This is a genomic window from Bradyrhizobium sp. SZCCHNR2028 (assembly GCF_032380995.1).
Classification (GTDB): domain Bacteria; phylum Pseudomonadota; class Alphaproteobacteria; order Rhizobiales; family Xanthobacteraceae; genus Bradyrhizobium.
The window spans coordinates 18,225-31,690 of sequence record NZ_JAUHJF010000031.1 but is presented as its reverse complement, the minus strand read 5'-3'; the positions used below and the strand labels follow the sequence as shown (position 1 = coordinate 31,690).

At 66.3% G+C, this 13,466-nt stretch carries 9 protein-coding genes; 4 read left to right on the top strand and 5 right to left on the bottom strand.

Translation table 11 applies throughout. The features are described from left to right. Nucleotides 1-42: 42 nt before the first annotated feature. The gene (locus QX121_RS29690; RefSeq protein ID WP_315813720.1) at nt 43-585 is read right to left on the bottom strand and encodes a carboxymuconolactone decarboxylase family protein; all 543 of its coding nucleotides are present in this window, start codon (nt 583-585) and stop codon (nt 43-45) included. A 142-nt stretch (nt 586-727) separates the two neighbouring features. On the opposite strand from QX121_RS29690, the gene QX121_RS29685 reads away from it, so the two are divergent. The 3 genes from QX121_RS29685 to QX121_RS29675 all read left to right on the top strand — a co-directional run bounded on the left by QX121_RS29685 (nt 728) and on the right by QX121_RS29675 (nt 2,730). After that, nucleotides 728-997 (top strand): winged helix-turn-helix transcriptional regulator, encoded by a 270-nt coding sequence (locus tag QX121_RS29685; RefSeq protein WP_315716709.1) that lies wholly within the window; start codon nt 728-730, stop codon nt 995-997. An 87-nt stretch (nt 998-1,084) separates the two neighbouring features. Further along, nucleotides 1,085-1,900, top strand: a complete 816-nt coding sequence (locus QX121_RS29680; protein WP_315813719.1) for an arylamine N-acetyltransferase — start codon at nt 1,085-1,087, stop codon at nt 1,898-1,900. A gap of 14 nt (nt 1,901-1,914) precedes the next feature. Next, a complete protein-coding gene (locus tag QX121_RS29675) occupies nt 1,915-2,730 on the top strand; it encodes an arylamine N-acetyltransferase family protein (RefSeq protein ID WP_315795940.1) in 816 nt (271 codons plus the stop codon). Nucleotides 2,731-3,636: 906 nt separating this feature from the next. Here the strand turns inward: QX121_RS29675 and QX121_RS29670 are convergent. Then, nucleotides 3,637-5,085: a glutamate synthase subunit beta gene (locus tag QX121_RS29670; RefSeq protein ID WP_315813718.1), complete on the bottom strand. Its 1,449-nt coding sequence runs from the start codon at nt 5,083-5,085 to the stop codon at nt 3,637-3,639. A 317-nt stretch (nt 5,086-5,402) separates the two neighbouring features. Beyond that, nucleotides 5,403-10,139, bottom strand: coding sequence for a glutamate synthase large subunit (gltB, locus tag QX121_RS29665; RefSeq protein WP_315795943.1), 4,737 nt, complete (start codon nt 10,137-10,139; stop codon nt 5,403-5,405). A gap of 550 nt (nt 10,140-10,689) precedes the next feature. On the opposite strand from gltB, the gene QX121_RS29660 reads away from it, so the two are divergent. Continuing rightward, a complete protein-coding gene (locus tag QX121_RS29660; protein ID WP_315813717.1) occupies nt 10,690-11,679 on the top strand; it encodes a hypothetical protein in 990 nt (329 codons plus the stop codon). A gap of 188 nt (nt 11,680-11,867) precedes the next feature. Here QX121_RS29660 and QX121_RS29655 read toward each other — a convergent pair whose 3' ends face one another. Both QX121_RS29655 and QX121_RS29650 read right to left on the bottom strand, forming a co-directional pair. Beyond that, nucleotides 11,868-12,632: an alpha/beta hydrolase gene (locus QX121_RS29655; RefSeq protein ID WP_315777890.1), complete on the bottom strand. Its 765-nt coding sequence runs from the start codon at nt 12,630-12,632 to the stop codon at nt 11,868-11,870. Nucleotides 12,633-12,796: 164 nt separating this feature from the next. Further along, nucleotides 12,797-13,273, bottom strand: coding sequence for an Hsp20 family protein (locus tag QX121_RS29650; RefSeq protein ID WP_315759446.1), 477 nt, complete (start codon nt 13,271-13,273; stop codon nt 12,797-12,799). Nucleotides 13,274-13,466 lie beyond the last annotated feature (193 nt).

Sequence of the window (13,466 nt, the reverse complement as noted above, 5' to 3'; positions counted from 1 at the left end):
TCGTTTGCGGGCGCCCGGCTCCGGCGCGCTTGGGAAGACCGGTCAGCCTGCGTTGAATCGTGCCGCATCGGCCTCCAGTGGCAGCTGCAGTGCGTTCGCCACATACGACACGGTGCGATAGAAGCCGCACAGCAGGATGATTTCCAGCACCTGATCCTCATCGTGATGCAGGCGGAGGCGGGTGAATTCGTCCTCGCTCAAGGTCGACCGCTGGTGCAAGGCATCGACCGCAGCGATCAGGGCTTGTTCGGGGGGCGACCAGCACGCCGCGTCGGCCGGCGCATTCACGGTGGCGTCGATCTGCTGCGCCGTCAGGCCGGCGTCTGTGCCAAAGATGCGGACGTGCACCCCCCATTCGTACTCGCACGCATTGAGCGCGCAGGTCCGATCGATGACGATCTCGCGCTGACGCAGGGACAGCGGGCCGCGGTCGAGCAGGCTGCCGCCGCGAAATTTGGTCCAGGCGCGCGCATGGCCGGCCATCACCCGGAACAGCATCAAGGGCGGCGCCCCGCGCATGACCTGGTCGAATTGCGCCTGGATGTCGGCCGGGTAGGGCGGCTGCAGCGGGGCGATCCGGGGCATGGCGGTTCCTCCTGTGCGGTGCTACATTTACTGTAGCAGTATGCTACGCTTTCCGTAGCGCTTGGCAAGCTGTTGGAGAGTTTTCGTGCCGAAAGACGTTCAACCGCGCCGGGTGCGCGGCTCGCGCTCGGGCCGGCCGGTCATGGCGCTGCTCGATCTGTTGGGCCGGCGCTGGTGCCTGCGCATCGTCTGGGAGCTGCGCGACGACGCCCTGACCTCCCGGGCGCTGCGCGCGGCCTGCGACGAGGCCTCGCCGACCGTGTTGCAGGCGCGGCTGGACGAGCTGCGCGAGGCGGGCTTCATCGTGCTGGGCGACAGCGGCTACGAGCTGACGCCATTGGGGCGCGAGCTGTTGGAGACCTTCCTGCCGCTGCATCGTTTTGCCGAGCGCTGGAGCCGGCAGACGGGATGAGCCGAGCTTGGGCACGTGCGCGGTCCCGGTCTGGCCGGGCACGGCGGCGTCGTGCTATGGGCTCGCCCGAGACAGGGAGCAGAGCCGATGCCGGGCGCATTCGATCTGGATAAATATCTCGTGCGCATCGGCTATCGCGGGCCGCTGGCGCCGACGCTCGAAACGCTTGCCGGATTGCAGGCGGCGCATGTCGATGCGATCGCGTTCGAGGGCCTGGATCCGCTGCTCGGCCGTCCCGTGAACATCGATCTCGCCTCGGTCCAGGCCAAGATCGTCGACGGCCGTCGCGGCGGCTATTGTTTCGAGCAGAATGCGCTGCTGAAGGCGGCGCTGGAGGCGATCGGCTTTGCGGTGACGCCGCTCTCGGCGCGGGTGCGCTGGCGCCTCGATGCGGCCGCGCCGCTGACGCCGCGCACGCACATGATGCTGAAGGTGGACCTGCCGGAGGGGCCTCATCTCGCCGATGTCGGTTTCGGCTCCTGCCTGCTCGATACGCCGTTGCAGATGGTGCCCGACGTCGAGCAGCCGACTGCGATGGGCACGTTCCGCCTGACGCTCTCCGATGGGCTCTATTGGCTCGCGGCGAAGCAGCCCGCCGGCTGGCGCACGATGTACGTCTTCGACCTCGCGCCGCAGATCCACGCCGACTACGTGCTCGGCAATTGGTACACCTCGACCAGCCCGTTGACGCCGTTCACCTCGATGCTGATCCTGGAGCGGTTGACGCGTGAGGCGCGCTACAAGCTGGTTAATCGCCGCCTGGTCATCGAGGCGCGTGATGGCGAGGTGCGGAGCGAACGGATCATCGAAACGCCCGATGCGCTGCGCAGCGTCATCGAGGAGGTGTTCGGCGTCACGCTTCCGGTGCCCGTCGAGGTGATCTGGAAGCGCATCGAGAGCTGACGGAAGGCATGACGATGGCCGGTGAGCTTCAACTGGATTCCTATCTCGCCCGCATCGACCATCGCGGGCCGCTCGCGCCCGACCTGTCGACGCTCGCAGCGCTGCAGGCCGCGCATGTCGACGCGCTGCCGTTCGAGGCGCTCGATCCGCTGATGGGCCGTCCCGTCCATGTCGACCTGCCGTCGGTGCAACAGAAGCTCGTGCTCGGCCGCCGCGGCGGCTACTGCTTCGAGCAGAACGTGCTGTTCCAGGCGGTGCTGGAAGCGGTCGGCTTTGAGGTCAGCGGCCTGACGGGGCGCGTGCGCTGGCGCTCGGCGCCGACCGATCCGCTCGGGCCGCGCCAGCACATGATGCTGATGGTCAAGGTCGACGGCTATCCGCATCTCGTCGATGTCGGCTTCGGCATCTGCATGATGGATGCGCCCATTCGTCTCGAAGTTGGCTCCGAGCAGCAGACGCCGATGGGAACGTTTCGCATCGGCACGTGGGACGGGCTCTATACGGTCAGCGCGAAGCAGCCGACGGGCTGGCGCATGATGTATGCGTTCGACCTCGTGCCGCAGATCCATGCCGATTATGTGCTCGGCAGCTGGTATACGTCGACCAGCCCGAACGTGCCGGCCACGCATACGCTGATGATGGAGCGTGTCGAGCCCGGCGTGCGTCACAAGCTGGTCAGCCGCCGCTATCAGCGGCAGGCGCGCGACGGAGACGTGATCGAGGAGCGGATCATCGAGAGCGCCGACGAGCTCGGCCGGCTCATCGACGACATCTTCCGTGTGACGCCTCCCGTGCCAATCGAAGACATCTGGGCGCGGACGTCGAGCTGATCTCCGGACGACCGTGTCGTGGATGATGTTCGATTCTCGAACGTGCTTCGCAATCGATCGAGCTGGCAACAGTCGATACGAAACTTTTCCGCGTGTTGCGCGGCATTTGAAGGGAATGCCGGCGTCCGCATTGGGCTTATCTTAAGAGTCGCACCCTTAGGTTGCGGGAACCCAAGGGGGCTCGCGGCGTCCGGCCGTCGAACAAGGGGGATCGCCCAGCATGACTGACATCGTGATGCACGCGACGCGATTAATCCTGCCGCGGACGTCGGAGCAGGACTGTCACCGCCGCACACGGCCTCACCCTTCCTGACATCAGAGCCGCGCGACGCGGCTCATCCGAGCTGGCCTGACGGCCAGGACGGGTGGGGGCTTCACGGTTGAAACGTCGACCCTGACGCTTCGACGCTCATCCGATCGATCATGCGGCCACGGCCTGACCTGCCACTTCAGGCCGAGCGGCGACTCATGTCGACGAAGCCCCCACCCCTTTTTCTGTTAGCGAGTTGGAGTCTGCTACTCACACCGAAGGCGGTGAACTCCCCTCCCCCTTGCGGGGAGGGGGTGGGGGTCCGCGAGTCGCGCTCTATATGAAAGCTGAGCGATAGGTCCGCGGGCGGGTGCCACCGCGTTATGCGAGCGAAGAAATCCGGAGTCATTTCCTAGGTCCTGGATTGCTTCGTGGCTTCGCTCCTCGCAATGACGGGAGGGGATGGACGAAGAGCGTCCGGCGAGAGCTGCAACCGCATCAAGCGCATTTGACGCGCTGGCGAACGCAACGAAATTCAGCGTCTGGAGACCCCCCGACCCCTCCCCGCAAGGGGGAGGGGAGCGCACCGACGGTGCGGCTGCAGATGAGTCCAACTAAGCGGGTCGCATCCAACTAACGCGCTTGATCGGCCGCCGCTAGCGCGGCAGCTCGGTCTTGCCCATCAGGAACTTGTCGACCGCCTGCGCACACAGGCGGCCCTCGCGGATCGCCCACACCACCAGCGACTGGCCGCGGCGCATGTCGCCGGCGGAGAAGACCTTCGGCAGCGAGGTCTGGTAGTCGGTCAGGTTGGCCTTGACGTTGCCGCGCGGGTCGAGGTCGACGCCGAGGCTCTTGAGCAGGCCCTCGTGCACCGGATGCACGAAGCCCATCGCGAGCAGGACAAGCTCCGCATCGAGCACGAACTCGGTGCCCGGGATCGGCTTGAACTGCGCATCGACGCGGACGCAATGCAGCTTCTTGACGGCGCCGTTCTCGCCCTCGAACTTCTGAGTCAGCACCGCGAATTCGCGCACGGCGCCTTCCGCCTGGCTCGACGAGGTCCGCATCTTCAGCGGCCAGTTCGGCCAGGTCAGCGCCTTGTTCTCGCGCTCCGGCGGCGCCGGCATGATCTCGAGCTGGGTGACGGACTTGGCGCCCTGGCGCAGCGAGGTGCCGATGCAGTCGCTGCCGGTGTCGCCGCCGCCGATCACGACGACATGCTTGCCGGCGGCGAGGATGTCGTCGCCTTCGACCTTCTCGTTGCCGACGCGGCGGTTCTGCTGCGGCAGGAAGTCCATCGCGTAGTGGATGCCGGCGAGGTCGCGGCCGGGGATCGGCAGGTCGCGCGGAGCTTCTGCGCCGCCGGTCAGCGCGACGGCGTCATAGTCCTTCAAGAGCGTCTTGGCATCGAGGCCATCCTTGCCACCGACATTGACGCCATAGTGGAAGGTGACGCCTTCGCCTTCCATCTGTCCGATGCGGCGATCGATGATGCCCTTCTCCATCTTGAAGTCGGGAATGCCGTAGCGCAGCAGGCCGCCGGCCTTGGCGTTCTTCTCATAGACGTGGACGTCGTGACCGGCGCGGGCGAGCTGCTGCGCACAGGCGAGACCAGCGGGACCGGCGCCGACGATCGCGACCTTCTTGCCGGTCTTCACGGCGGCCGGCTCGGGCTTGATCCAGCCCTGCTCGAAGGCCTTGTCGACGATGGCGCATTCGATCGTCTTGATGGTCACCGGATTGTCGTCGATGTTCAGCGTGCACGACGCCTCGCACGGAGCCGGGCAGATCCGGCCCGTGAACTCCGGGAAGTTGTTGGTCGAGTGCAGGTTGCGCGCGGCCTCTTCCCAATTGCCGTTGTAGATCAGGTCATTCCAGTCCGGGATCTGGTTGTTGACCGGACAGCCCGTGGTGCCCGGCGCGGCCGAGCCAGTGCCGTGGCAATAGGGGATGCCGCAATTCATGCAGCGCGCCGCCTGGTCGCGCAGCTCCTTCTCGGAGAGCGGCACCACGAATTCCTGGAAATGCTTCAGCCGCTCGGCAACCGGCGCGTACTTGCGATCGTGCCGCTCGATTTCGAGAAAACCTGTGACCTTGCCCATGACCTACGACGTCCCTGACTGCTCGGGCCTCATGGTTCGAGACGGTTGCTTTCGCACCTCCTCACCGTGAGGAATTTCCTCTGTGCTTCCCCTCACCCTGAGGAGCGGCGCCTTCGCCGCGTCTCGAAGGGTGAGGCCTCGACCTCGGCCTCATGGTTCGAGACGGTGCTTCGCACCTCCTCACCATGAGGAATTTGCTTCCCGCTTCTCCTCACCCTGAGGAGCGGCGCTTGCGCCGCGTCTCGAAGGGCGAGGCCCCGCTGTTGGCCTCATGGTTCGAGACGGCGCTACGCGCCTCCTCACCATGAGGAGCGACATCAAGCCCCGATCGCGATCTTCGGCTCGGCGTCGGCGTTGGCCGCGAGCTCCTTCAGGGCACGGCGATATTCCACCGGCATGACCTTGCGGAACTTCGGCGCGTAGTCCTTCCAGTTCGCCAGGATGTCGGCGGCGCGCTTGGAGCCCGTCGCCTTGGCATGGCGCGAGATCAGGACGTGCAGCCGCTCCACGTCGGACGCCAGCAGGTTCTTGAACACGTCGACCCGGCCATGCGCCTCGAGGTCGCCCATCTGGTGATAGGTGTCCTCGGCGATCATCTCCTCCGACAGCACCGGCTCCAGCTCGACCATCGCCATGTTGCAGTGCTTGTCGAAGTCGCCGGCCTCGTCGAGCACGTAGGCGACGCCGCCCGACATGCCGGCCGCGAAGTTGCGCCCGGTCTTGCCGAGCACGACGACGATGCCGCCGGTCATGTATTCGCAGCAATGATCACCCGCGCCCTCGACCACGGCGACCGCGCCGGAGTTGCGAACCGCGAAGCGCTCGCCGGCGATGCCGCGGAAGAAGCACTCGCCGGAGATGGCGCCGTACATCACGGTGTTGCCGACGATGATCGACTCCTCCGGCACGATGCCGGAGTTGCGCGGCGGCCTGACGATGATGCGGCCGCCCGACAGGCCCTTGCCGACGTAGTCGTTGCCTTCGCCTTCGAGCTCGAAGGTGACGCCTTGGGCGAGCCAGGCGCCGAAGGCCTGGCCTGCGGTGCCCTTCAGGCTGACATGGATGGTGTCCTGCGGCAGGCCGGCATGGCCGTAGATCTTCGCCACCGCGCCCGAGAGCATCGCGCCCGCCGAACGGTCGGTGTTGTTGATCTCGGCCTCGATCTTGACCGGCGCGCCGCGGTCGAGCGCGGGCTTGGCCTGCTCGATCAGCTTGCGGTCGAGCACGGCCTCGAGGTGATGGTCCTGCGCCTCGGCGTGATGGATCTTCTGGCCCGGCGCCTCCTTCTGCTTGACGAACAGCTTGGAGAAGTCGAGGCCCTTGGCCTTCCAATGCGCCACCAGCCTGGACTGGTCGAGCATCTGGGTCTGGCCGACCATCTCGTTGAACGAGCGGTAGCCGAGCGCGGCCATGATCTCACGGACTTCCTCAGCGACGAAGAAGAAGAAGTTGATCACGTGCTCGGGCTGACCGGTGAAGCGCTTGCGCAGCACCGGGTCCTGGGTCGCGACGCCGACCGGGCAGGTGTTGAGGTGGCACTTGCGCATCATGATGCAGCCGGCCGCGATCAGCGGCGCGGTGGCGAAGCCGAACTCGTCGGCCCCTAACAGGGCGCCGATGACGACGTCACGTCCGGTGCGGAAGCCGCCGTCGACCTGGACCACGATGCGGCTGCGCAGCCGCTCGCGCACCAGCGTCTGGTGGGTTTCGGCAAGGCCGATCTCCCACGGCGAGCCGGCATGCTTGATCGAGGTGAGGGGAGAGGCACCGGTGCCGCCCTCGAAGCCCGCGATCGTGACATGGTCGGCGCGCGCCTTGGCGACGCCGGCGGCAACCGTGCCCACGCCCACTTCAGACACCAGCTTGACCGAGACCTGACCGTCGGGATTGACGTTCTTCAGGTCGTAGATCAGCTGCGCGAGATCCTCGATCGAGTAGATGTCGTGATGCGGCGGCGGCGAGATCAGGCCGACACCCGGCGTCGAGTGACGCACCTTGGCGATGGTGGCGTCGACCTTGTGCCCGGGCAACTGGCCGCCTTCGCCGGGCTTGGCACCCTGCGCCATCTTGATCTGCATCATGTCGGAGTTGACGAGATATTCCGTCGTCACGCCGAACCGGCCCGAGGCGACCTGCTTGATCGCCGAGCGCATGGAATCGCCGTTGGGCAGCGGCTTGAAGCGGTCGGCTTCTTCACCGCCTTCGCCGGTGTTCGACTTGCCGCCGATCCGGTTCATGGCGATCGCGAGCGTGGTGTGGGCCTCGCGCGAGATCGAGCCGAACGACATCGCGCCGGTGGCGAAGCGCTTGACGATCTCCTTCGCCGGCTCGACCTCGTCGAGCGGGACCGGCTTGCGCCTGTCGTCCTCGGCCGACTTGATCCGGAACAGGCCGCGTAGGGTCAGCAGCCGTTCGGACTGCTCGTTGAGCAGCCTGGCGAACGCCTGGTAGCGCTCCCTCGAATTGCCGCGCACCGCATGCTGCAGCGTCGCGACCGATTCCGCGGTCCAGGCGTGGTCCTCGCCGCGGGTGCGGAAGGCATATTCGCCGCCGACGTCGAGCGCGGTCTTGTAGACCAGCGCGTCGCCGAACGCGTCGCGATGACGGCGCGTGGTCTCCTCGGCGATCTCCGGCAGGCCGACGCCTTCGATGCGGGTGTGGGTGCCGTAGAAGAACTTCTGCACGAACTCGGCCTTCAGTCCGACCGCGTCGAAGATCTGCGCGCCGCAATAGGACTGGTAGGTCGAGATGCCCATCTTCGACATGACCTTGAGCAGGCCCTTGCCGATCGACTTGATGTAGCGCTTGACGACCTCGTAGTCGCTCAGCGCGCCCGGCAGCTTGTCCTTGAGCGCGATGATGGTCTCGAAGGCGAGATAAGGATTGATCGCCTCGGCGCCGTAGCCGGCCAGACAGGCGAAGTGATGCACCTCGCGCGGCTCGCCCGACTCCACCACGAGACCCACCGACGTGCGCAGGCCGGTGCGGATCAGGTGATGATGCACGGCGGCGCAGGCGAGCAGCGACGGGATCGGAATCCGGTCGGCCGAGACCATGCGGTCGGACAGGATGATGATGTTGACGCCCTCGCGCACCGCGGCTTCGGCGCGGCCGCAGAGATCGTCGAGCATCTGCTCGAAGCCGGCGGCGCCCAGGCTCGCATCGAAGGTGGTGTCGAGCGTGCGCGAGACGAAGTGGCTGTCGGAGACCTCCGAGATCGAGCGGATCTTCTCGAGGTCCGCATCGGTCAGGATCGGCTGATGCACCTCGAGCCGCTTGGTCGAGGCGACGCCTTCGAGGTCGAACAGGTTGGGCCGCGGACCGATGATCGACACCAGGCTCATCACCAGCTCCTCGCGGATCGGGTCGATCGGCGGATTGGTGACCTGGGCGAAGTTCTGCTTGAAGTAGGTGAACAGCAGCTTCGGCTTGTCCGACAGCGCCGAGATCGGCGTGTCGTTGCCCATCGAGCCCGTGGCCTCCTCGCCGGTCGCCGCCATCGGCGTCATCAGGATCGCGATGTCTTCCTGGCTGTAGCCGAATGCCTGCTGCCGGTCCAAGAGCGGCAGGTTGGTGCGCGCGCCCGTGGTCGGCGCATCCGGCAGCTTCTCGACCTGGATCTGCGTGCGCGTGAGCCATTCCTGGTAGGGATGGCTGGCGGCGAGCTGCGCCTTGATCTCATCGTCCGGGATCAGGCGGCCCTGCTCGAGGTCGACCAGCAGCATCTTGCCCGGCTGCAGCCGCCACTTGGTGACGATCTGGTCCTCTGGAATCTTGAGCACGCCCATTTCGGACGCCATCACGATGCGGTCGTCCTTGGTGACGAGATAGCGCGCCGGCCGCAGGCCGTTGCGGTCGAGCGTGGCGCCGATCTGGCGGCCGTCGGTGAAGGCGATCGCGGCGGGGCCGTCCCACGGCTCCATCAGCGCGGCGTGATATTCGTAGAACGACCGGCGCTCCTCGCTCATCAAGGGATTGCCGGCCCACGCCTCGGGGATCATCATCATGACCGCGTGCGGCAGCGAGTAGCCGCCCTGCACCAAGAATTCGAGCGCGTTGTCGAAGCAGGCGGTATCGGACTGGCCTTCATAGGAGATCGGCCAGAGCCGGCTGATGTCCTTGCCGAACAGCTCCGATGACACCGAGGCCTGCCGCGCCGCCATCCAGTTGACGTTGCCGCGAAGGGTGTTGATCTCGCCATTGTGCGCGATCATCCGATACGGATGCGCCAGCGACCAGGTCGGGAAGGTGTTGGTCGAGAAGCGCTGGTGCACCAGCGCCAGCGCGCTCTCGAAGTCCGGCTCGTGCAGGTCGGCGTAGTACTTGCCGAGCTGGTCGGCCAGGAACATGCCCTTGTAGATCACGGTCCGGCACGACATCGAGCAGGGGTAATAGCCCGACATGCCGCGGTCGCGGCGCTGATAGATCGCCTGCGAAATCGACTTCCTGAGGATGTAGAGCTTGCGCTCGAACTCGTCCTCGGTCTTGGCGGCGCCGTTGCGGCCGATGAACACCTGCATGCTGCGCGGCTCGGTCGGCTTGACCGTCACGCCCAGCGAGGAGTTGTCGGTCGGCACGTCGCGCCAGCCGAGCAGCACCAGTCCTTCGTCCTCGATCTGGTCGGCGATGATGCTCTTGATGACGTTCCGCCACGCCTCGTCGCGCGGCATGAACAGCGCGCCGATGGCGTATTCGCCGGGGGCGGGCAAGGTGAAGCCGAGCTCCTTTGCCTTGCGCGAGAAGAAGGCATGCGGGATCTGCACCAGGATGCCGGCACCGTCGCCGAAGCGCGGGTCGGCGCCGACGGCGCCACGGTGCTCGAGGTTGCAGAGGATGCTCAGCGCGTCGGCGACGATCTGATGCGACTTCTGGCCCTTGATGTTGGCGATGAAGCCGACGCCGCAGGAATCCTTCTCCTGGCTCGGGTCATACAGACCTTCGGCTTCCGGGCGCCACGTATGCAGCTCGCGGGTGATCTCGGCCGGTTTTTCACGCGAATCCACAGCCAGCACCGCGCCGCCCAACTTTCCGTGCTCGACCTTCGATCCGCTCATATCCGTCCCCATAAATTATTGGTCAGGGCCTTCACCACAGTCCGGTACAGTCCGTCCGGCGCACCCCGGGCGCTGCGCGGCCCCTCTCCGGAGCCAACGCTCGTCCTTGTCAGCGAGCCGCATTTGCAGAGTTCAGGCCAGCCGCCGGGGGACCATGTCCCCGCTGGACGACCGCGGCCTGTTCATGTCGCAGCGCCCTCAGGCGCCGTAACATCATTGCAAAGTCTCGGTCACCTTTGCAACGAAATTTTAGACAGCATTTCTGTCCTAAACCGCAAGATGCCAAACTTTAACCTATCACACAAGCATCGCGGAGTCCTGAGGTCCGGGCGCCGCAACGCGCCCATTCCCCGGCCAATCTTCCGTTTCCGCCGCTGACCGAACGACCCGACCGGGCCGGGCGATCACGCGCTGCGCTCGATTTTGAAACCTGACGCCCCGATCCCGCCCCCTCGCCGACCCAGGACCGCCGGAATCACGGCAGAACTTCCGCGGCACTTGAGAAGAAGCGAACAGCTTCACGTGCGGGGGCATGCAGGAGCTTTGAGCCATGAAGTTGCTAGTTGGAGTCGTCTCAGCCGCGTTGATCGCGCCGTTTGCCGCGCAGGCCGAGCCGTTGCCGCCATCGGGCGTCCGTGCGCCCTACACGGCGGTCTCCGATTTCGATGCGCCCTATCCGGATCTGCCGCCGCCGGCCGTCGTGCCCGCACCGCCGCGTTACGGCTACCGGCCGGGCCCTGACTACGGCTACCGCGACGAGCGCTATGTGCCGCCGGCGCCGGTCTACCGTCAGGACGGCTACCAGCAGGATTATGGCTATGCGCCGGCGTTCCTGCCGGTGCATGAGGTCTATGCGATTTTGCGCGACAACGGCTTCTCGCCGCTCGGCGTGCCGCGTCAGCGCGGCAATGTCTATGTCGTGGCGGTGCTCGATCGCGAGGGCGAGGACGGCAAGCTCGTGGTCGATGCCCGCTCCGGCCGCATCATCCGCTTCGTGCCGGCGTTCCAATGGGGCGAGGAGTACGAGCGGATGCGCTACGAGCCGGCCCCGCGCGGCGCCCTCGACCGTCTGCCGCCGCCGAGCGTGATCCGGGCCGATCCGCGCCTGGTGCCGCCGATGCCGGCTGCGCCGCGCGTTGCCACCGCGGTGCCGGTTCAGCCGAAGGTGCCGACGCCAGCAGCCCGACCGGCAGCGCCGTCGCCGCAGACCGCGGCGCTCAACCCGAAGCCGACGGAGGCTCCCAAAGCCCTTCCGCCCAGGCCTGCGGACATCAAGCCGGCCGAAGCCAAACCCGCCGACGTCAAGCCTGCGCCGGTCGAAGCCAAGGCCGACGAGCCGAAGACGGGCGAGGCCAAGCCGTCCGAGGCCAAGTCATCCGAGGCGAAGTCATCCGAGGCGAAGCCGTCTGATGCCAAGCCGGTGCAGTCGGCAGCCGCGCCGCCTCAGACCACCGGCTCCGTAGCGCCGGCGGCCGCGGCCAAGCCGACACCGCAGATCCAGCCGACGGCAAAGATGCCTCCGGTGCAGGGGCTGGATTAGAGACGATTGAGCGGTCTGCCCGGCCGCCAGCCACCACCACAACTGTCATCGCCCGGCGTGACCGGGCGATCCAGTCACCACCAGCATCTCGGTTGCTCATGACTGCCGCGGCGTGCTGAATGCCCGCCTTCGCGGGCATGACAGCGTTGCTTGTTGCCGCTGGGACGAGTCCCGCACCATCAATCGGACTACTCGTGCTGACCGGCGGCCTTCAGGATCAGATCAGCGATCTCCTTCGGATGTGAGACCAGCGACAGGTGCCCGGCGTCGAGCTCGATCGTGGTCGCCTTCATGCGGCTGGCCAGGAAGCGCTCGAAATCCGGATCGATCGTCTTGTCCTGCTTTGACACCGCATAGAAGGAGGGCTTGTCGTGCCATGCCGCCTGGGTGGTGCGGTTGCCGAAGATCGTCGCCGCGGTCGGCCATTGCACCGCATAGAGCTCCTTCGCCGTCGTCGCATCGACGCCGTTGGCGAAATACTTCAGGAAGGCGTCCTCGTTGAGCTTGGTGTCGCCGTCGTGGTCGACGATGCCGGCGCGGGCCGGCGGTGTCGGGTATTGACCGGCGAGCTTGACGAAATCCTCGCCCGCGTCGGGCGCACGCGCCGCGACATAGACCAGCGCGCTGACCTTCGGGTCGGTGCCGACCTCGCTCACGACCGTGCCGCCCCAGGAATGGCCGACCAGCACGGCCGGTCCGTCCTGCTCGGCCAGTGCGCGGCGGGTGGCAGCCGCGGAGTCCGCCAGCGACGTCAGCGGATTCTGCACGGCGGTGACCTTGAGGCCAGCGGCCTGCAGATAGGGGATGACCTTGGCCCAGCTCGAGCCGTCGGCCCAGGCGCCGTGCACCAGCACGACGTTGTGGACCTTGGGCGGCGGCGCCGGCTGCGCCAGAGCGGGGCCGGCAAAAGCCGACAGGGCGGCGATGAGGGTGAGGGTACGAACGACGTTCATGTTAACGGCTCCAGTGGCTCGGGTTGGCGCGGTGATCACTGGGGTCTTCGCGGGCAGGGCGCAGACCGTTACCGTCAGTCACGGTCGTTTGATTGCACTGCAGCACCACACAAAAAAACGCCCCGGCTGCCCGGGGCGTTCGCATTCCTGAGTATGTGTGCCGGTTACGCGGCGGCCTTCTCGGCCGAACCCTCGATCGCCGGCTGCTCAGCTTGCGCGTTCGTCGAGATCGGAATCGACCGCGGCTTCTTGGCCTCAGGGATCTCGCGCACGAGGTCGACGTGGAGCAGGCCGTTCTCGAGGCTGGCGTTCTTCACCACCACGTGGTCGGCGAGCTGGAACGAGCGCTCGAAGGCGCGGGCGGCGATGCCGCGATACAGCAACTCGCTCTTCTTGCCGTTCTCGTTGGCGGCCTTCTCGCCCTTGATCGTCAGCGTGTTTTCCTTCGCGACGAGGGAGAGCTCATCCTTGCCAAAGCCGGAGACGGCGACGGTGATGCGGTAGGCGTTCTCACCGGTGCGCTCGATATTGTAGGGCGGATAGCCGGGGGTGGGATCGCTGGTGGCCTGGTCGAGCAGCGAGAACAGACGGTCGAAACCGACGGTGGAACGATAGAAGGGGGTGAGGTCGTAGGTACGCATGGTCAAAGTCCTCCATTGAGCGACTGTTGGCTAACCCGCCCGCCATCGGGCCGGGCTGTCGTGCAGCCTGACGCGGCCTGCACGGCCTCGATATGGGTCGGACGTTTCGACGTTCAAGGGCGTCCGAGACCTGCTCTTTTTGCCGTTCCACCCCTTGATTCCCACTGCCTTTCACCTATTCGATGGGCGCCTC

Coding starts and splice junctions, on each gene's coding strand:
- QX121_RS29660 (WP_315813717.1), top strand. CDS start 10,690: ATGAAGTTGCTAGTTGGAGTCGTCTCAGCCGCGTTGATCGCGCCGTTT.
- QX121_RS29675 (WP_315795940.1), top strand. CDS start 1,915: ATGGCCGGTGAGCTTCAACTGGATTCCTATCTCGCCCGCATCGACCAT.
- QX121_RS29680 (WP_315813719.1), top strand. CDS start 1,085: ATGCCGGGCGCATTCGATCTGGATAAATATCTCGTGCGCATCGGCTAT.
- QX121_RS29690 (WP_315813720.1), bottom strand. CDS start 585: ATGCCCCGGATCGCCCCGCTGCAGCCGCCCTACCCGGCCGACATCCAG.
- QX121_RS29655 (WP_315777890.1), bottom strand. CDS start 12,632: ATGAACGTCGTTCGTACCCTCACCCTCATCGCCGCCCTGTCGGCTTTT.
- QX121_RS29650 (WP_315759446.1), bottom strand. CDS start 13,273: ATGCGTACCTACGACCTCACCCCCTTCTATCGTTCCACCGTCGGTTTC.
- QX121_RS29685 (WP_315716709.1), top strand. CDS start 728: ATGGCGCTGCTCGATCTGTTGGGCCGGCGCTGGTGCCTGCGCATCGTC.
- QX121_RS29670 (WP_315813718.1), bottom strand. CDS start 5,085: ATGGGCAAGGTCACAGGTTTTCTCGAAATCGAGCGGCACGATCGCAAG.
- gltB (WP_315795943.1), bottom strand. CDS start 10,139: ATGAGCGGATCGAAGGTCGAGCACGGAAAGTTGGGCGGCGCGGTGCTG.